This window comes from Variovorax sp. H27-G14 (genome assembly GCF_046156345.1).
Classification (GTDB): domain Bacteria; phylum Pseudomonadota; class Gammaproteobacteria; order Burkholderiales; family Burkholderiaceae_C; genus Variovorax.
Genome location: NZ_JAYLVN010000034.1, coordinates 15,470 through 33,739, shown reverse-complemented (window position 1 = coordinate 33,739; position 18,270 = coordinate 15,470). Strand labels below are relative to the sequence as shown.

Here is an 18,270-nt window from a genome sequence, read left to right as displayed (position 1 = left end):
GGAATCGTCTCGCGTCGCCGGGGTGAGGCACAGTATGCGCCAAGGTCAAAGGGTCTCGACTCCTTGCCGATCGAGCGGCACGCAGGGCGTGCTAACGAAATTCAAGATGCCTTTGTCGGACGCTTACGGTTGAGGGAGCCGAGCGTGATGCCGTTCCAGCGCACTGGCACATTGACCGCCGACTCGCAGCCCAAGGATTCGATCAGCGCGTGATCCGGGAATGCCGCGCGGCACTCATTCCTGTCGCGGCAAATTCGCGGCTCACCTGAGATGAAGACGGTGCGGTAGAAATCGCTATCCGGCCGCAGGGGCTTGGTGCCCTCGCAGGGATACTCTTCTGGCGCGCTCGAGTACATGCGCCTGCTCTCCCTGCGCGCGGCGTCGATCACCAGCACCGTGAATAACTTGTGTCCCGGGTCCTGTCGAAGGGCCGAGTCAAGCGCGCGCAACGCCGCGGCGGGCTGGTCCGGGGACGTCAGCCCCTTGGCGGCTAGCACAAGGGAAGAAGCGCTTGAAAGAAGCATCCCCAGATGATGAGGAGCCCCCGGAATAAGTACAAATGAAAAAAAAGCTGGGCATCCATAAGCGTTTGCTCATGTCCGCCTCCCACGTGGAAGCTATCTCAGCTCGATCCGCGGGAATGGCCCCTCAGTGACACCACCAGTTCTGAGAGCAGTACGTTAGGGGAAGGGTCCGACCAGATCATCCCCAGCTCGGCAAACCGGCTGACAGGCGTCAGCGAAACACGCGACAGCAACTTCATGGACGTGTAGAAGTCTGCGACCAATCCCGTTAGCGGCGCCAGACAATCGGTCTCGCGCAAGTGCGCCTGTATGGACGCCACAGATGCCGTTTCGACGCAAGGGTTCGGAAGCGCAACCCGCTGCTGTGCGAATGCCTCCTCCACTCGTACACGGCTCAGGCTCTCTTTGGGCGGCAACACCCAGGAATACTCCGCAGCCTCCTTCCAAGTCGGTTTGCGTTTGCGGGCCAGCGGGTGGTCAGCCCTGCAGACGATCCGGACGACGTCTTCCATCAAAACTTCCGTCAGGAAGCCGTACTGATGCGCACGGACATCGATCGTGCCAACCAGCAAGTCGAACTCGCGCTTGTCCAGCCGATCGAGCAGATCGACCATGGTCCCTTCTTCCACCCCCACGACGACCCTCGGGTGTGTCTTCTGCAGTGCGATGATCGCCTGCGGCACGAGTGCCAACGCGGCAGAGTGGATGCACCCGACCTTCAACCGGCCGACGAGGCCGGACCGGACCGCCTGCAATTCGGCATCGACCCGGTGGACGTCACCCAGCATCCGCTCCGCATGGCGTCGAAGGATCTCGCCGGCGGGGGTGAGCTTGAGCTTGCGCCCACGAACGAATAGGGGCGACCCGATCACACCCTCGATGTCCGCGAGCCAGTGGGACACCGCTGGTTGCGTCATGTGCATCCGCTCGGCGGCCGCTGTGATGCTGCCCGCATCTTCCAGGACAAGGAAGGTCTCGAGGTGACGCAGCTTCAGGCGGCGCGCCCACGGAACGGTTTTGAGGTCCATATCCATGAGCTGATCGTAATGGAACGCGTAACTACGATCACCCATGGTAGAAGTGCCAGCCCCGGGGGCACTCCAAGACGCTCACCAACCAGTGGCACTTCGGGACGAAGGCGCACATCGGCGTGAATGCGGAGTCAGGGCAGGTACACAACCGATGGCAGTTCGCTTGTCGAGCATGGAGTGAGCTACAGCTGCAACGAAGTTCATCCACACCGGCGCGCGGTCTAGTTGCTGGTTTGCCAACCTTCACTTAACCCCCTTAGGAGCATCAGTGAACAGTCCGAGATCGCGGTTCGAATTACCCGTAACGCATACCTCTGCGGAAGGACCCGTGCCGTTGGTCTGCCTGTTCGACATGTCGACGAGCCGCGACCGCACTCTCGTCAGGCCGCTGCCATTGAAGCTCCTCACGCGCATACGGTCTCTCCTGCTTTCTCAACAGCACGCTTGACCCGTGCGGTGAACGCGAGATAGCTCTCGCCTTGCCCCACCGAGAACGCCGCTTCGTCCCATGCAGGGAGGCCGAGGGCGCACGCTTTCGCATCGATGCCGCTGCGCGTCTGGTCCCACGCGACATCAGAAAAATCTGGACTCTCGCCGATCTCCTCTGCTTCCCGCACCAGGCGCTTCACGATGCCAAGCAGGTATGCCATCCCTTTCGGCGGACTTGCCTTGACGCAGACCTCCGCGGCCCCCTCAAAGATCTCCACGCCGACACCTGCCTCGACCAATTCGCGCAGCTTCGGATCCGACGGGGTCACGTCAGTCACGCCCTTGGCCCGGATGGCCTTGCAAACAGCCGCTGCTTTCGTTGACGTCCGGGCTTCATGCTCCGCACTGGCTGTCGCGTCCAACGTCGTTCTCTCCGTCTCGTTCTCCCCCTCGGCTGTGGATGCCGCGATAGGCAGGCCTCGACGACTGCGAGAGGCTTCGCCACCATTGGCCGAATTTCCAGTCTCGCGCTCCCGCTGCCGGCGCTTTCTTTCCGCGCCTCCCTCGTCTTCGCGCTCCCTCTTGGGCTGACGCCGCTCCCAAGCCACCAGACGGCCGGTGTCTTTGGCGATCAGTGCCTTGTCCTGCATGAGTCCGTAGACCCGCTGCGCGACACCTTCCTCCACCTCGAGGTAAAAGTCCATCGATTCGAAGTCCGGCACCCCGGGATTGCCGCGATCCTCGGACGTGCTCGCCGCCTCCAGCAGATGGGCCCAGATGGCGATCACCTGCGTCATGGACACGCCAGCCTTCTTGGCGATCAACCCGAGCTTCGGATCGGTGACCGTCCCGTGATGCCATCTGAACCAATGCATATCCGCCATGACGCGTCAGACCTCCGATGCCTGCGTCTCGGTGAGCTTGGGGGATCGCGCATTCACGCCGTTCGCCGAGTCGACCTGCTCGACGATCCACGCATCGATGGACGACTTGAGCCACACGGTGCATCGCCGGCCCAAGGACACGCTGCGCGGAAATTTCCCGGCGGACATGCGCGCATAGATCGCGCTCTTCTTCAGACACACACGACGTTCGACCTCCTGGATGCGGAGAAAGCGATCTCCTGGCGCTGCTTTGAGGACGGGTGGGGCTTGCATACGGACAGTTTCGGAATTGAACATGGAACGAGGATCGCGCAGAAAAGCTGACATCGGCAAAGCACGCGATGTCACCTCGACACCATCTCCAGATCGGCTGCGCAGCGGCCTTGAGGCCCGGTCGCTTCACGCTTGGCCGCCTCCTTGACGCGCCGCAAATACGCCGGCCAGTGCTCGTGATCGGGACCGAGGTTGAACTCTCGCCAACGCCCGATGCCAAGCGCTTCGGCCTTGGCTTCGATGCTGGCCCTGCTTTGGTCCCAGGCGGCCTGCGGCACACCCGGTCGCTCGCCGATGTTCACAGCCTCCCGCAACCGGCGCTCCACAATGCCAAGCAGGTATTCCACACCCTTGGCGGGGTGCGCCCTGGTGCAAATCTCGGCGGCCTGCACGAAGGTCTCCACGCCGACGCCTTTGTCGATCAGCGCGCGCAGCTTGGGGTTCGACGGGCTCACATCGGTCACTCCTTTGGCCCTGATCGCCCTGCAGACGGTTTCCGCTTTCGTGGAGATTCGAATTTCGTGGCCCCCCACTTCCCCCGCTTGCGGGGGGTAGGGGGGTGTTTTCTTATCTTCTCTCCTCTCCTCTCCTCTGGGTGTGACTTGGCGGGACGTGGCGTGACATGGCGTGACACTGATGGACTCGGTGTGACTTGGCGGGACAGCAGCCGTCACGCTTGCCCCTTCGCGTTCACGCTGACGGCGCTTTCTGTCCGAGCTGGTCTCGTCGTCGCGCTCACGCTTGGGTTGTCGCCTCTCCCATGCAGCGAGACGCCCTGTGTCGCTGTCGATCAAGGCCCGGTCCTGCATGAGCCCGTACACGCGCGCGGTGGCGCCCTCATCCACACCGAGGGCAAAGTCGATGGATTCGAAGTCCGGTGTGCCCGGATGGCCGCGCTCCTCTGACGCGCTGGCCGCCTCCAGCAAGTACGCCCAGATCGCGATGACCTCGGCCACAGACGTGCCTGCCTTCTTCGCGATCAACCCGAATTTCGGATCGGTGACCGTTCCGTGGTGCCACCGGAACCAATGCATGTCCGCCATGGCGCTCAACCCCTTCGCGCTTGCTTTGCGCCATCGGCCGCGGGCGAGAGGGCCATGTTGTTGGCCCTCTCGATCTGCTCGTCGATCCATCCGTCGATGGAAGACTTCAGCCACACCGTGCATCGACGGCCCAACGAGATGCTTCGCGGGAATGCGCCGGTCGCCATGCGCGCGTAGATCGCGCTCTTCTTCAGACACACGCGGCGCTCGACCTCTTGAATCCTGAGAAAGCAGTCGCCTGGCGCGACTTTGAGAGGGGTTGGCAACTCCATGCGGACGGTTTCGGAAGTGAACATGGAACGAGGATCACCCAGAGGAGGTGACATTGAGGAGGCCCAAGATGTCATCACCGGCTCCTCATCCATGGCGGCGTGCGCTGTCCAGCACATCGCATTGGCGCTCGATCTGAGCGCCGAGAAGTCCCAGAGAAACTGACATGAGCCGTTCCAGCGCACCGCGGTGGTTTGCATTGAAAAAGGGCGCAGGGCTTGCGTCGGAACAAGCCGCTTCGCGCCGGTCTTCGTCCCAGGAAAGCAGTTGGGCGAGCATGTGGGTGCCTTGCACCACGTCTCGCGCATCGTTCAGAAATTCGGCGAGCCGTTGCTGGGAGAGGTTCAGCCCTTCCCCTCGCACCCATTCGAAGGGCTTGAATTGAGCGGTGGGGCGATAGCTCGCGAAAGAGCAGCCGGCGTCGGCGCCAGCGTTAGAAGATTCGGCCATGGGCCTCCAAGGATTGCGGTTTGCTACAACCGCCGTCCTCGCTTCCCAACGAGGGCGGCAGCTCGAGCGGGTAGGAAGACCGGGCAATCCTTGCGGAAACCGGCAGGGCGTGAGCCCTCCCGCTCGAGCCGCCAAAAAAGGGGCGCGAACAAAAAAGCCGCAGACCATGGCGGTGACTGCGGCTTTCGTCGCAGGATTGCAGCGGGCTTCCCAACCCGACCTCGCTCATCACGAGGCAGAAGAAATGTAAGCGCTCTCGACCGCGCTCGTCAAGCCGCGCGCAGCTTCACCACGTCGGCACCACGGCGCAATTCATCGAGGTAGTCGGCCCATTTCTGCATCATCGAAAAACGTTCCACGCGAAACTCTGTGCGGTTGTAGGCGCGGCCGAGGCTGTCTTTGACGGCATGGGCGAGCTGTGCCTCGATCACCGACTCGTCGACGTTGAGGCGCTCCGCCAGGATGGTGCGCGCGGTCGCGCGGAATCCGTGGGCGGTCACTTCGTCCTTGCCGAAGCCCATCGCGCGCAATGCGGCGTTGATCGCGGCATCGCTCATGGGACGTTCGTGGCTGCGCTCGCCCGTGAACACGTATGGGCTGCGCCCCGTCAATGGGTACAGGTCGCGCAATGCTTCGACCGCCTGCCTCGCCAGTGGCACCAAGTGGGGGGCGCCGTGCAGCTTGCCAACCTTCTTTCGCTTCATGCGTGCAGCGGGCACGGTCCACAGCCCGGCGTCGAGGTCAATCTCTTCCCACTTCGCATGGCGCAACTCGCCCGGACGCAGCAAGATCATCGGGGCCAACTTCAGGGCAGTCCGCACAACGTGTGTGCCCTTGTAGCCATCGCATGCGCGCAGCAGCTCGCCCAGACGCTTGGGGTCAGTGATGGCCGGGAAGTGCTGAACGAGCGGTTTGCGCAAGGCATCCTTCAGGTCGCGGGCCGGATTGCTCGTCGCGCGTCCCGTGGCAACTGCATAGCGGAATACCTGGCCGCAGTTCTCAAGCGCACGATGCGCCGTCTCGACAACTCCGCGCCCTTCGATGCGGCGCAATACCGCGAGCAATTCGGGCGGGTCAATCAGCGTGATAGGTCGGGCGCCGATGTAAGGGAAGACATCATTCTCAAGGCGGCCAATGATCTTGATGCCGTAGCTTTGCGCCCAGTCACCCCGTCTTATTTCGTACCACTCCCGCGCAACGTGCTCGAAGCTATTGAGTGCGGGGAGGCCGGCATCAGCGCGCGTCGTCGCTTCACGGGCTTGGATATGCGCCGCACGGACAGCCTTCCTCGCCTCGCTGGGATCGATGCCTTGGGCAACCTTCCTGCGCGCGTCCTCGGCTCGCTCGCGGGCCAGGCCGATGCCGATGGTGGGGTAGGTGCCGAGCGAGAGCGTTTTGCGCTTGCCGGCGAAGCTGTAGTCGAAGCGCCATCCGTGGGCGCCGCCGTTCACGAAGAGCAGGATGTAGAGGCCATCGCCGTCGGAAATGCGCCTGCGCGGATCGCCAGGTTTGATGGATCGAAGGGCGGTGTCGGAACCGATTAGATTGCGTGGCATGACAATTTTCCAGGTGCAGTAAGTGATGCAGGAACTCAAGTTCACACCTGGACCGAATTCTAGGGCTGGCGCGGCTTCCAAGGCATCTTTCGATCCAGTGAAGAGCCACCAACAATAAAAGCCTTGCAAGTCAACGACTTGCAAGGCTTTTGTCTTTTCCGGCAGCGCCCAGCGCGAGATAATCCGCGCCGATGCCCCACCACCTCGCACCGCCCTCCCCCGCGCACCGCGCAGGCCTGCGGCGCCCGGGCGCAGGCCTGATCCGCTGGGTCTTGCTGTGGTTCGCGCTGTCCATCGGCGTGGCGGTGGCCTCTCCCGTGGTGCACCCGCAAACGCTGGAGCTGGTCTGCTCCGCCACGGGTTCGGTGAAAGCCATCGTGCACACCGACGACGGCATGCAGGAGCTGGGCGCCGGCCACATGGACTGCCCGCTGTGCGTGCTCGCAGGCGCCCCGCCGACAACACCCACCGTCGCACTGCCCGTGCTCATGCCGCTGGCCCGCGCCGTGCGGCCGATACCGTCCGCGCACATCGCCGCCGCCACCGCGGCGCCCATGCCGGCGCGCGGGCCCCCTTCGCTCTCCTGACGCATCTTCAGTTCGTTCGTGCACGTGCGACGCCGCCTTCGGGCGAGCGCATCGCGCGCGCTCCTTCCTGTCATGCGCCGGCACCCGCAGCGGTGTCGGCAACAGAGAGCCTTTCTTCAATGACCTCCACCCTTCCTTCCACGCGGCGCCGTGTGCTGCGCGCCGGCGGCGCCCTCACCTCACTCGTCACGTTGACCGCGTTCGGCCTCGCAGGCTGCGACAAGGTTCTGCCCGCCAGCTACAACGGCATCGACATCACCGGCGCCAGCTATGCGCAGGGCTTTCGCCTGACCGACACCGACGGCCGCGAGCGCACGCTGGCCGACTTCAACGGCAAGGCCGTGATGATGTTCTTCGGCTTCACCCAGTGCCCCGACGTGTGCCCCACCGCACTCGTGCGCGCCGCCGAGATCAAGCGGATGCTCGGCGCCGATGGCGATCGGCTGCAGGTGGTCTTCGTCACCGTCGACCCCGAGCGCGACTTGCCCGTGGTGCTCAAGGCCTACACCGCGGCCTTCGACCCCAGCTTCATCGGCCTGTACGGCGACCTGGCCAGGACCGCCGAAACCGCCAAGGCCTTCAAGGTCTTCTACAAGAAGGTGCCCACCGGTTCGTCGTACACCATGGACCACTCGACCTTCAGCTACGTGTTCGACCCCAAGGGAAAAATTCGCATCGTGCTGCGCCACGAGCAGAGCGCCGAAGAGTGCGCGCAAGACCTTCGCCAGGTATTCAAAACGACCTCGGCCTGACCTTCACTTTCAAACCCAAGGAGCTCCTTTTTCATGAAACCCATTGCACACATCGCCATCGCTGCCGCCGCCTTGCTCGCGGCCAGCGCCCACGCCCAGGTCAGCGTCAAGGACGCCTGGGTGCGTGCCACCGTGCCGCAGCAACAGGCCACCGGCGCCTTCATGCAGCTCAACGCCGCCAAGGACACCCGGCTGCTGTCCGTGACTTCCACCGTCACGCCACTCGTCGAAGTTCATGAAATGGCCATGCAGGACGGCGTGATGCGCATGCGCCAGATCCCCGCGCTCGAGCTGCCTGCGGGCAAGGCCGTCGAGCTCAAGCCCGGCGGCTATCACGTGATGCTGCTCGACCTCAAGCAGCAGGTGAAGGCAGGCGACACCGTGCCGCTCACGCTCGTGTTCGAAGGCAAGGACGGCAAGCGCGAGACCGTGGAGGTGAAGGCGCCCGTGCGCGCGCTGAACGCATCCGCACAACCGGCCGCTGGTCACGGCGACCACAAGCACTGAGCGAAGCAAGCGCACTTTCAATGCGCTGAAAGTGCGCGATTTGCCCATCGAATACCCAGTTCAAGGGATATCACGCAGCCCTTTTGGCTACAGAATGGGTAAAACATAACAAATGTTCACAATTCAATCCACTCGGCGGCGGCCTCGCAAAAGCGACCCGTTCGGGCGCTTGAATTGACCCCGGGGAGGAGCAGCGGTCCGGCTCGACGACTTCGCTTCGGCGCGGCGATGCAGAGCGGGATCGACGCCAGCGTGGAGGCGTAGACAGGGATGTTCGGTGCCGCTTTCTTACCTTCTCCGTTTGGAGCATGTTCGCCTGCCCATGCACGTGACCGACGCGCAAGACGTTCGGCGTGTGTCCGTGCTCAAGGCCACCGGCCTCATCGAGGCCACCATCGACCCCGCGTTCGACCCCGGCGGCAACTACCGCTTGGCGCAGGCGGCGCTGATCGTCTGCATCACCGACGAGGGCCACGGCGAGATCCAGAAGCTGCGCGGCGGCAGCGTTGCCGACACGCACGCGCAGGCGCAACCCACCCAGGGCCTCGACCCACTCGACTACCTGCGCGGCATCAAGGGCGCCACGTTCCCGTTGCGCGTGGAAGACCACGAAGAGATCAACTGCGTCGAGGCGCTGAAGCAGGCCGGCTATGTCGATGCGTCCATCAGCGCCGCGTTGATCTGGAAGGGCAGCGGCACGCCGCAAGAGCTGGCGATCGTGCGGCGCATCACCCCGCTGGGGCGCGCGCAGTTGGTGCGCGCGCAGCTGGTGCAAGGCAAGCGACCTGCGGACTAAGGTCGCACAAGGTCCAGCGCTTCGCATTGCCCTTCGATGTCCGCATGCAGCATGCCCAGCGCGGCCACCATGAAGCGCTGAAGCGATGCGCGATGCCACCGCTCCAGCAGCGGCACGGTCGCGTCTGAAGAACCCACGTCGTCGCGCAGCTCGTCATCCCACACGAGCAACTGCATCAACGTGTGCGCACCGTCGACCACATCGCGCGCATCGTTGAGGAATGACGCGCGCGCTCGTGCGTCGTGGTCGAGTCCCTCAAGGGGATTCCAGACAAATGGTTTGAATTGCGCGCTGTCATGCGCGGTGCTTTTTTTTGAATCGGCCATGTGGCCCTCCCTGTCGGTTCAGCTTTGCTACAACCGTCGCCCACGCTGCTAAACGAAGGCGGCGGCTCGAACGGGTTAGCAGACCGGGAACCGCTAGGCGAAACCGGCAGGGCGCGAGCCCTCCCATCCGAGCCGCCTAAAGGAAGCTGGAACAGAAAAGCCGCAACACCATTGCGGTATGCGGCTTTCACCGCGGTTCTTTCAGGCTGCTAAACCCGGCCTCGCTCATCGCAAGGCGGACTGGAATGTAGCGGCGTGCATCGGCGCAGTCAACCGACACGGGCAACGCGCAAACCCCTGTGCCAACAATTGCACGAGCCCGTGCGCTTACCACGGCAAACCGCATTCCCCACGCCGCGATCCGCTTCTTTTGCCCCCTCGCAGTCGCACTGCCTGTTCAACAGGCAACGTGGTGGAAAGCCACGCCAGCACTCGCTTTGCCTGCCCGCCTCCCCGCACAACCCACAGAGTTGTCCACAGAAAAATCGAACAAGTCATTGAAGTGTCAAAGAGATGTCGCAGCGACGTAACCCTTGAACTGTTCGCGCAACTTCGTCTTCAACAACTTGCCGGTGGCGGTGTGAGGCAATGCATCGACGAAGGCCACGTCGTCCGGCAGCCACCACTTCACCACGCGTTCGCTGAGGAAAGTGAGCAGTTCCTCGCGCGTCACTTGCGCGCCCGCGCGCTTCACCACGATGAGCAGCGGGCGCTCTTGCCACTTCGGGTGCGCGATGCCGATCACCGCCGCCTCGGCCACCGCCGGGTGCGCGCTTGCGGCGTTCTCCAGTTCGATGGAAGAAATCCATTCACCACCCGACTTGATGACGTCCTTCGCGCGGTCGACCAACTGCACATAGCCGTCCTCGTCGATGTTGGCCACGTCGCCGGTCGGGAAGAAACCCTCTGCGTCGAGCACCGCGCCGCCTTCGCTCTTGAAGTAGCCGCTCGCAATCCACGGACCGCGCACATGCAGGTGGCCGAAGGCCTTGCCGTCGTGCGGCAGGCGCTGGCCGTCTTCGCCGACGATCTTCAGTTCCACACCCCACACGCCACGGCCCTGGCGCATCTTCACGCGCAGTTGCTCTTCCTTGGGCATCGACAGATGCTTGGGCAGCAGGTTGCCGATCACGCCGATGGGGCTGGTCTCGGTCATGCCCCAGCCCTGCACAAAGTCGGCGCCAAAGTCGCGCTCGAAGCGTTCGATCATGCTGCGCGGCGTGGCCGCACCGCCCACGCCGATGCGTTTGAGGCCGATGGCACGCGTGTCGATTTCGGGGTGCGCATCGAAGTACTGAAACAGCATGAGCCAGATGGTGGGCACGGCCTGCGAGAAGCCGACCTTCTCGTCGCGCATCAGTTCGTACAGGCTCTGGCCGTCCATGTGCGGGCCGGGCATCACCAGCTTGGCACCGGCCATGGCCGCCGCATACGGCATGCCCCATGCGTTGGCATGGAACATGGGCACGGCCAGCAGCAGCGTCATCTGCGAGTTGACGCCGAAGGTGTCGGGCGCGCATTCCATCAGCGAGTGCAGCACGGTGGAGCGGTGCGAATACAGCACGCCCTTCGGGTTGCCGGTGGTGCCCGAGGTGTAGCAAAGCGACGAGGCGGTGCGCTCGTCGAACTCGGGCCACGCGTACTGCTCGCTCTGCGCGCCCACCAGCTCGTCGTAGCACAGCAGGTTGGGCACGTCGATGGCGGGCATGTGCGCGCGGTCGGTCATGGCGATGAAGGCACGCACCGTTTTCAGATGCGGCGCGAGCTTCTCGACCAGCGGCGCGAAGGTGGTGTCGAAGAACATCACCTTGTCTTCGGCGTGATTGACGATGTAGTCGATCTGCTCCGGGAACAAACGCGGGTTGACGGTGTGCAGCACCGCGCCCGTGCCCGACACACCGAAGTACAGCGCGAGGTGGCGCCAGGTGTTCCATGCGAGCGTGCCGACGCGGTCGCCGGGCTGGATGTCGAGCGTCTTCAGCGCGTTGGCCACCTGCTTGGCGCGGCGCTGAATGTCCGCATAGTTGGTGCGGTGCACCGGGCCCTCCACCGTGCGGCCCACGACCTCGGCGTGCGGGTGAAAGTTGGCCGCGTGGTCGATGAGCGACGAGATCAGCAGCGGGCGGTCTTGCATCAATCCGAACATGGTGGTGTGTCTCCTGGCTTCTGTGCCTGTGCCTGTGCCTGTGCTCGTGTTGCAAAGCTCGCCGTCAGCGTGGCGTTCATGAGCTGGCTGCGTCTCGGCCGCGAGGTGGCACGTGTCATGGTTGTGCGCGTCGTTCTTTGCGTGAAACGCTTCTCCGTTGCCGGCGATGGTAGGCAGCGGCCATGGCGCAACACATCGTCGGATCGGACGATTGAGAGCGCACGAGGGTTGACCCTTGCATGGGGTGGGTGCGGGAGATACGCGGGAAGGCTGCGCGGCAAATATGCGTTCGTCGTTCGTTTTGAGGGCTGTCGTTCAGGGCGACGCTCACGCCGACGGGGTACTCCCCTCCGCGAATGTCCCCCGGCCTGCGGGCTACCGCACCTCCTCCTTTGTTTCGCTGCGGGGAGCACCCCATCGACGTGAGCGTTATCAGAGCACTGGTTGATCAGCCGCACACCCACAGCGTGGTCAATGTTCAGAGCAGTCGTTGATCGGCGAGCACTCAGAGCGTGCCCCAGTGCACAGGGCGTCGGGTACTCCCCGCAGCGAAATAAAGGAGGAGCGAAGCGGGGGACATTCGCGGAGGGGAGTACCCGGCGGCCTGTGCACGCGCCCTGAACGGACCCCGAGTGCATTCCGCCGCTCCAAGAACGAGGAACGGTTCATGCTTGAAGATGCGGCAACCAAATAGCGCCGCATGCTCATCGCACAAATCTCCGACCCCCACATTCGCCCTGCAGGTCAGCTCTACCAGGGCGTGGCCGATTCGAACCGCATGTTCGAAGAGGCCATCGACCACCTGCACGCGCTCGACCGCCGGCCCGACCTGCTGCTGCTCACGGGAGACCTCGTCGACGAAGGCCAGCCCGACGAATACGCACAAGCGCGCCGCCTGCTGGCCAAACTGGCCATGCCGTACCTCGTGATTCCCGGCAACCACGACCACCGCGAGAACTTTCGCGCGGCCTTCGCCGACCACACCTGGCTGCCGCGCGAAGGCCCGCTGCACTACTGCATCGACACGCACCCGGTGCGCATCGTGGCACTCGACTCGTGCGTGCCCGGCCTGCACCACGGCCACGTCGATGCGCAAGGGCTGGCGTGGCTGCAACGCACGCTGGACGCCGATCGCACCAAGCCCACGCTGCTGATGCTGCACCACCCGCCCTTCGCCAGCGGCATCCCGTACATGGACAGCTACCGCTGCATGGACACAGCGCCGCTCGAAGCCGTGGTGCGCGGCGCGAACAACATCGAGCTGGTGCTGTGCGGCCATGTACACCGCACCATGCTGCGGCGCTGGGCCGGCACGGTGGTGTGCGCGTGCCCGAGCAGCACCACGGAGATCGCGCTGCGGCTGGCCGCCGACGCGGCGCCGGCCTCGTACATGGGCCGGGCGGGCTGCATGCTGCACCTGTGGGACGGCACGCACGGCATGGTCAGCCATGTGAGCCACATCGGCGCGATGCAAGGGCCGTTCGGGTTTGCCTGACAGGATGGTGCGCCAGTGTTCCTGCGCGCAGAATGCGGCCGATGCCACAGGAACGCACCCTTCTGCATGCCGGACACGAGTTCACTGTCGAGCATGTGCGCGCCCATGCGCCTGAAGGCACGGACTGGAGCGCGCCCTACACGCTGGCGTCGCGCCGCATCATCTTTCCCACGGGCCGCACGGTGCTCGACGTGCGCTGCGGCCGCGGCACCTGGCTGGTCGACGGACTCACGGCCATGCACTTCGGCGAGGCCATGGTCTACCAACTGCGCTTGGCAGCGCGCACGGCCCGGCACAGCATGGTGGTCACAGGGCACCGCATGCCTTGCGAAGCAGCGGCGCCGGTGTTCTGCCTGCTGTCGCCCGCGTCGCTGTACCGGGTTCATGCGGCGCAACAGCGGCTGCGTGCCGGACGCGAGTGCGCGGACGCGGTCGCCTCGCTGGTAGATGAACTCAGCCGCTCGCGCGCGCAAGCACCGCTGACGGGCGCGGTCGCGCGTGCGAAGCGCCTGCTCGCGGAAACCGCCGACCGCGAAGCGCGGCTGTCCGTGCACGAGGTGGCCGATGCCGTGTCGCGCTCTCCGTTTCACTTGGCGCGCAGCTTCCGGCAACAGACCGGGCTCAGCCTGCACCAGTACCGCCAGCACCTGCGCCTGGCCGCGGCCATGGAGCGTCTGACGGCCGGCGACGCCGACCTTGCGGGCATCGCGCACGACCTGGGCTACTGCAGCCAGAGCCACCTGGGCGCGGTGTTCCGGCGCGAGGTGGGCGTGACGCTGGGCGACGCGCGACGCACGCTGACCGCACAAATTTGATAGCCGCCGCGCGGCGCGGTCGCCAGACTCGCCGCGATGGACCGTAACCTCTCCGCCGGCCTCCTTGCCGCGCTGTCCGCAGCCTTCATCGGCAGCGCATGGCAACTCGTCTCGCGCCACGGCGTGACCACCACGCTCGGGCCGATGGAACTCGCGCTGATGCGCTACGGCATTCCGGCGTTGCTGCTCGCGCCGCTGTGGTTTGGCCGCCGACGCATCGCAACAAAGGGCGCGCGCATGGCGCGGGTGCTGCTGGTCGTCGGCGGCGGCCTGCCCTTCGGGCTGCTGGTGCTGGCCGGCGCGCAGTGGGCGCCCGCCAGCCACATGGGCATCTTCATGGCCGGCAGCCTGCCGCTGTTCACCGCGATAGGTGCGCGGCTTCACAAGGGGCAGGCGGTCGGCGGCCTGCGGCTGCTGGGGCTGGGCTGCATCGCGCTGGGCATGGTGCTGTTCGCGGTGGGCAGCTTTCGTGGCGGCACGCTCGACTGGCGCGGTGACCTGCTCTTTCTGGTGGCCGCGATGCTGTGGGCCATGCACTCACTCGCCTTCGCGCAATGCGGGCTCACGCCGTGGCAGGGGGCTGCGTTCGTGAACGGGTGGTCGGCGCTGCTGCTGCTGCCGGTGCTGGCGTTTGCTGGCGCACCACGGCTGCTGAGCGCGCCGTGGCCGGACATCGCGCTGCAGGCCTCGATGCAAGGCGTGGTCGCGGGCCTGCTGGGGCTGGTGGTCTACATGGTGGCCGTGGCACGGCTGGGCGCGGCGCGCGCATCGCTGTCGGCGGCGCTGGTGCCGGTGCTCACGACGCTGGGTGCGGCGTGGTGGATGGACGAGCCCGTCACCCCCGCCGTGCTGGTGGCGCTGGCGTTGGTGGTGCCGGGCATCGTGCTGGCCAGCGGTGCGGTGCGTTGGCGCGTGAAGCAGGCGCGGCCCGCGGCATAGCGGCGGCAGCTGCGGCGGCGGGCAGAATGCGACGGACCGTCAAAAGACGCCGCACCAAGCGCCGGTGCGCCTGTGCCGCCATCGATGCGATCCCATGGCGAGCCGCAAGCATTCAAGGAGCACCATGCGCGACCTGATTCATCTACAGCCCCAAGTGATTGCGCTGGCCGGCCCGTTCCGGCCTGATCCGCACAGCGAAATTGTGTCGATCTCTCAAACCTCGAGTGGCCTGGCCATTCAGGTCGAAGGTGTTGCCGCCGTTGCGGAAGTGGTCTTCCCGACGACCTGGGGGTTCAGGGTGTTGGACGAGCTCGACCTCGCGGAGTTCTGGTCGCAGTGCTCCATGAAGACAGGCTGGCTTTTCGAAGTCACCGACGGCGGGTGGAAGGCGCTTGAACTGCATCGCGCGCACTTCACCAGCGGACGCCTGTACGGTGACTTGCGCGAGTTTCTTGTCGTCGGAATGACCTTGTGTGCGAGTGTCCTGAGTCAAGATGAGCCGGTCATCCGCACGCACGAAAAACCATAAGAGCCGTTGAATGAATTTCACGCTGTCCAAAGGCTGGCCCTGGCGCATCCCTGGTGCTGCGGCACTGTGGCTGGCGTGTACGAGCACCGCCTTCGCCACCGGCAGCCTGCAATGCGAAGGCACTCCCTACGCCGCAGAGGTGCAGTTCCAACTGTCCAGTGGCGAGCTGACAGCGTTGGTCATCGCGCGCACGGACCGTGCGCAGCCCACTTCCGAACGGTTCACGCTGCAGCGACGCTTCGTCGACTACCGGCGCCAGCGCATGCGCATCACCGCCACGGGCCTCGAAACACCCCGCCGCACAGCAACACTGCGCATCTCGAAAACAAGGGGCACGCTGACCTACGGTGGCATGCAACGCCGGCTGCGCTGCGACTGGAACAACCTCGGCTGAAGTGTCAGGGCGGCCCTCAGGCCGCAGCCATCACCTGGTCGCGCCCCATCGCCTTCGCGCGATACAGCGCCGCATCAGCCTTGGCCAGCACATCGTCCACGCGCGTGCCGCCATCCCCTGCCGCCACGCCGATGCTCACCGCGATGGAGCCGACCGCGGCCATCGGTGAATTGGCTGCAAAGGGCTGGTCGATGGCCTGCTTGAGCCGCTGCGCGACGGCCATGGCTTCGGCCGTGTCGGCGTCGGGCAGCAGCACGATGAACTCTTCACCACCATAGCGCCCCAGCAGCCCCGCGTTGCCGATGGCGCCCTGCATGCGCACCACGGCCTCGCGCAAAACGGCGTCGCCCATCTGGTGGCCGAAGCGGTCGTTGACTTCCTTGAAGTAGTCCAGGTCCACCATCAGCAACGCCACGCGCCGGTGGCCCGAGGCCACGGCGGTGCGGCAGGCGTCGAGCACGGCGCGCCGGTTGAGCGCGCCCGTGAGGGGGTCGTGCGTGGCCAGGTATTCGAACTCGGTGTGCACGCGGTCGGTGGCCATCAGGATGACGGCGATGGACAGCAGCAGCACGGTCAGCGAGTACATGCTGATGTACAGCGACTGGATCCATGTCGCATCCATCAGGCTGCTGCCGGCCATGCCCGACAGCGCCGACACAAAACGCAAAGCCGCCACAAAAGACTGCGTGAGCAGCAGCCCGGTCATGAGCCGCTGGCCGAACACAAGCACCGGCTGGCGCATGTACAGCAGCGCATGCACCAGGAACAGCGCCGACACCGCCAACGTGACCAGCAACAGGCGCACCCCGAAGTCGGGCTTGATGGCGCTGAACCAGAACATCGCCAGCGCCAGCACGCCGTTGAGCAGCGTCCAGAGCCGCGTGTCGCTGCGCCCTTGCAAGAACTTCTGGCTGCCTGCGTAGTAAAGGATGCAGGCCTGGTAGAGCACGAAGTTGGCGACCACCACGGAGACGAAGTCCGGCAGGAAGCCGCGCGCCGCAAACAGCAATGTGCTGACGAAGGCCACCAGCGGTGCCAGCGCCCACTCGCCCAGGCCTTGAATGCTGCGGGGGTAGCTGCGCCGCATGAAGAACACGACGAGCGCCATCATCAGGCCCATGATGCCGGCCAGCATGATGACGGAGCGGGGGTCGAGGATGGAGGGCAACAATCCCATGGGCAGTGATTATGTTGGCATCCGCCCCGCGTGTTTCGGAACACAGGTTCCATGCCTGCGCCGCGATGGGCCGCACCTCCCTGGTGGGCACCCCAAGCCTCAGAACCTCAGAACCTCAAAGGCGTTCGACGATCGTCACGTTGGCCATGCCCCCACCTTCGCACATGGTCTGCAGGCCGTAGCGCTTGCCGCGCTGGCCCAGTGCGTGGATCAGCGTGGTCATCAGCTTGGTGCCCGAGGCACCCAGCGGGTGGCCCAGCGCGATGGCACCGCCGTTCACGTTCAGGCGCGCCGGGTCGGCGCCCAGTGTCTGCAGCCACGCGATCGGCACGGGCGCGAAGGCTTCGTTCACTTCGTACAGGTCGATGTCCTCGATGGCCATGCCCGCCTTCTTCAGTGCGCGTTGCGTGGCCGGAATGGGGGCCTCCAGCATGATGACCGGGTCGTGGCCGATCACGCTCATGTGGTGGATGCGCGCGAGCGGCTTCACGCCCAGCGTCTTCAGGCCGCGCTCGTTCACTACCAGCAGGCCGCTGGCGCCGTCGCAGATCTGGCTGGCCGTGGCGGCCGTGCAGCGCCCGCCTTCGACGATGAGCTTCACCGCGGCAATGCTCTCCAGCGTGGCGTCGTAGCGAATGCCTTCGTCGGCCGTGTGCTGCTCGCCCGGCTCGGTGCCGTCCGCCAGGCGCACCGCCACCGGCACGATCTCGCGCTCGAACAGGCCGGCCTGCGTGGCCGCAATGGCGCGGTGGTGGCTTTCGAGCGCATAGCGGTCCAGCGCCTCGCGTTCGATGCCGTAGTTCTTCGCGATCATTTCCGCGCCGGTGAACTGGCTGAACTGAATGCCCGGGTAGCGCTGCGCCATGAGCGGGCTCACGTAGAAGCCCAGGCCGTTCTTCAGCGGCAGCGTGGTGGGCAGGCCCATGGGCACGCGCGTCATGCTTTCCACGCCCGCGGCAATCACGATGTCCATGCTGCCCGACATCACGGCCTGCGCCGCAAAGTGCAGTGCCTGCTGCGACGAGCCGCACTGGCGGTCGACAGAAGTGGCCGGCACCGACTCGGGCAGGCGCGAGGCCAGCACCGCGTTGCGCGCAATGTTCGATGACTGCTCGCCGGCCTGGCCGACGCAGCCCATGATGACGTCTTCGATCAGCGCGGGGTCGCAGTCGGTGCGCTCGACCAGCGCGTTGAGCACCTGCGCGGCAAGGTCCGCGGGGTGCCAGCCGGCCAGACGGCCGTTGCGGCGGCCGCCGGCGGTGCGCGCGGCGGCGACGATATAGGCTTCGGGCATGGGGCTCTCCAGTGCGTTGAATTGATGCGTTTGTGTTGAAGGTGTTCAGGCGT

Annotated in this window: 21 protein-coding genes and 1 pseudogene; 10 read left to right on the top strand and 12 right to left on the bottom strand. The window is 65.2% G+C overall.

Translation table 11 applies throughout. From position 1 onward, the window contains the following. Positions 1-101: 101 nt before the first annotated feature. Together VLK31_RS35200 and VLK31_RS35195 are read right to left on the bottom strand one after the other, a co-directional pair. Positions 102-395 (bottom strand): hypothetical protein, encoded by a 294-nt coding sequence (locus tag VLK31_RS35200; protein WP_409173133.1) that lies wholly within the window; start codon positions 393-395, stop codon positions 102-104. Between the two features lie 227 nt (positions 396-622). Continuing rightward, positions 623-1,558 carry a LysR family transcriptional regulator gene (locus tag VLK31_RS35195; RefSeq protein WP_409173132.1) on the bottom strand — a complete coding sequence of 312 codons (936 nt, stop codon included), beginning with the start codon at positions 1,556-1,558 and terminating at the stop codon, positions 623-625. 44 nt (positions 1,559-1,602) lie between these two features. Between VLK31_RS35195 and VLK31_RS35190 the strand changes: the two are divergent. Continuing rightward, positions 1,603-1,701 (top strand): annotated as a pseudogene (locus tag VLK31_RS35190) (IS5/IS1182 family transposase); the annotation flags it as partial. Between the two features lie 258 nt (positions 1,702-1,959). Here VLK31_RS35190 and VLK31_RS35185 read toward each other — a convergent pair. The 6 genes from VLK31_RS35185 to VLK31_RS35160 all read right to left on the bottom strand — a co-directional run bounded on the left by VLK31_RS35185 (position 1,960) and on the right by VLK31_RS35160 (position 6,460). After that, positions 1,960-2,868: a hypothetical protein gene (locus VLK31_RS35185; protein WP_409173131.1), complete on the bottom strand. Its 909-nt coding sequence runs from the start codon at positions 2,866-2,868 to the stop codon at positions 1,960-1,962. 6 nt (positions 2,869-2,874) lie between these two features. Then, positions 2,875-3,165 carry a helix-turn-helix transcriptional regulator gene (locus tag VLK31_RS35180; protein WP_409173130.1) on the bottom strand — a complete coding sequence of 97 codons (291 nt, stop codon included), beginning with the start codon at positions 3,163-3,165 and terminating at the stop codon, positions 2,875-2,877. Between the two features lie 47 nt (positions 3,166-3,212). Continuing rightward, positions 3,213-4,184, bottom strand: coding sequence for a hypothetical protein (locus VLK31_RS35175; protein ID WP_409173129.1), 972 nt, complete (start codon positions 4,182-4,184; stop codon positions 3,213-3,215). A 5-nt stretch (positions 4,185-4,189) separates the two neighbouring features. Further along, positions 4,190-4,480: a helix-turn-helix transcriptional regulator gene (locus VLK31_RS35170; protein WP_409173128.1), complete on the bottom strand. Its 291-nt coding sequence runs from the start codon at positions 4,478-4,480 to the stop codon at positions 4,190-4,192. Positions 4,481-4,541: 61 nt separating this feature from the next. Next, positions 4,542-4,904, bottom strand: coding sequence for a hypothetical protein (locus VLK31_RS35165; RefSeq protein WP_409173127.1), 363 nt, complete (start codon positions 4,902-4,904; stop codon positions 4,542-4,544). A 269-nt stretch (positions 4,905-5,173) separates the two neighbouring features. Next, positions 5,174-6,460 (bottom strand): tyrosine-type recombinase/integrase, encoded by a 1,287-nt coding sequence (locus tag VLK31_RS35160; protein WP_409173134.1) that lies wholly within the window; start codon positions 6,458-6,460, stop codon positions 5,174-5,176. A 191-nt stretch (positions 6,461-6,651) separates the two neighbouring features. Here VLK31_RS35160 and VLK31_RS35155 point away from each other — a divergent pair, with 191 nt between their 5' ends. The 4 genes from VLK31_RS35155 to VLK31_RS35140 all read left to right on the top strand — a co-directional run bounded on the left by VLK31_RS35155 (position 6,652) and on the right by VLK31_RS35140 (position 9,102). Beyond that, positions 6,652-7,047 (top strand): DUF2946 family protein, encoded by a 396-nt coding sequence (locus VLK31_RS35155; RefSeq protein WP_409173126.1) that lies wholly within the window; start codon positions 6,652-6,654, stop codon positions 7,045-7,047. A 119-nt stretch (positions 7,048-7,166) separates the two neighbouring features. After that, the gene (locus VLK31_RS35150; protein ID WP_409173125.1) at positions 7,167-7,799 is read left to right on the top strand and encodes an SCO family protein; all 633 of its coding nucleotides are present in this window, start codon (positions 7,167-7,169) and stop codon (positions 7,797-7,799) included. A 33-nt stretch (positions 7,800-7,832) separates the two neighbouring features. Continuing rightward, positions 7,833-8,306, top strand: coding sequence for a copper chaperone PCu(A)C (locus VLK31_RS35145; RefSeq protein WP_409173124.1), 474 nt, complete (start codon positions 7,833-7,835; stop codon positions 8,304-8,306). A 301-nt stretch (positions 8,307-8,607) separates the two neighbouring features. Continuing rightward, positions 8,608-9,102: a hypothetical protein gene (locus VLK31_RS35140; RefSeq protein ID WP_409173123.1), complete on the top strand. Its 495-nt coding sequence runs from the start codon at positions 8,608-8,610 to the stop codon at positions 9,100-9,102. Here the strand turns inward: VLK31_RS35140 and VLK31_RS35135 are convergent. Both VLK31_RS35135 and VLK31_RS35130 read right to left on the bottom strand, forming a co-directional pair. Further along, positions 9,099-9,428 carry a hypothetical protein gene (locus VLK31_RS35135; RefSeq protein WP_409173122.1) on the bottom strand — a complete coding sequence of 110 codons (330 nt, stop codon included), beginning with the start codon at positions 9,426-9,428 and terminating at the stop codon, positions 9,099-9,101. The two genes, VLK31_RS35140 and VLK31_RS35135, sit on opposite strands and share 4 nt — an antisense overlap. 505 nt (positions 9,429-9,933) lie before the next feature. Beyond that, complete coding sequence (locus VLK31_RS35130; RefSeq protein ID WP_409173121.1) at positions 9,934-11,574, bottom strand: 3-(methylthio)propionyl-CoA ligase; 1,641 nt, start codon at positions 11,572-11,574, stop codon at positions 9,934-9,936. A 700-nt stretch (positions 11,575-12,274) separates the two neighbouring features. Between VLK31_RS35130 and VLK31_RS35125 the strand changes: the two genes are divergently transcribed. The 5 genes from VLK31_RS35125 (at position 12,275) to VLK31_RS35105 (ending at position 15,746) form a co-directional block, all read left to right on the top strand. Next, positions 12,275-13,069, top strand: a complete 795-nt coding sequence (locus VLK31_RS35125) for a phosphodiesterase (RefSeq protein WP_409173120.1) — start codon at positions 12,275-12,277, stop codon at positions 13,067-13,069. Between the two features lie 41 nt (positions 13,070-13,110). Continuing rightward, the gene (locus VLK31_RS35120; RefSeq protein ID WP_409173119.1) at positions 13,111-13,884 is read left to right on the top strand and encodes a helix-turn-helix domain-containing protein; all 774 of its coding nucleotides are present in this window, start codon (positions 13,111-13,113) and stop codon (positions 13,882-13,884) included. Positions 13,885-13,920: 36 nt separating this feature from the next. Then, positions 13,921-14,823 (top strand): DMT family transporter, encoded by a 903-nt coding sequence (locus tag VLK31_RS35115; protein ID WP_409173118.1) that lies wholly within the window; start codon positions 13,921-13,923, stop codon positions 14,821-14,823. A gap of 124 nt (positions 14,824-14,947) precedes the next feature. Next, positions 14,948-15,352 (top strand): hypothetical protein, encoded by a 405-nt coding sequence (locus tag VLK31_RS35110; RefSeq protein WP_409173117.1) that lies wholly within the window; start codon positions 14,948-14,950, stop codon positions 15,350-15,352. Between the two features lie 10 nt (positions 15,353-15,362). After that, positions 15,363-15,746 carry a hypothetical protein gene (locus tag VLK31_RS35105; protein WP_409173116.1) on the top strand — a complete coding sequence of 128 codons (384 nt, stop codon included), beginning with the start codon at positions 15,363-15,365 and terminating at the stop codon, positions 15,744-15,746. Between the two features lie 16 nt (positions 15,747-15,762). Here the strand turns inward: VLK31_RS35105 and VLK31_RS35100 are convergent, their stop codons facing one another. Next, positions 15,763-16,923: a GGDEF domain-containing protein gene (locus VLK31_RS35100; RefSeq protein WP_409173115.1), complete on the bottom strand. Its 1,161-nt coding sequence runs from the start codon at positions 16,921-16,923 to the stop codon at positions 15,763-15,765. A gap of 115 nt (positions 16,924-17,038) precedes the next feature. After that, positions 17,039-18,217 carry an acetyl-CoA C-acetyltransferase gene (locus tag VLK31_RS35095; protein WP_409173114.1) on the bottom strand — a complete coding sequence of 393 codons (1,179 nt, stop codon included), beginning with the start codon at positions 18,215-18,217 and terminating at the stop codon, positions 17,039-17,041. Positions 18,218-18,270: the final 53 nt, after the last annotated feature.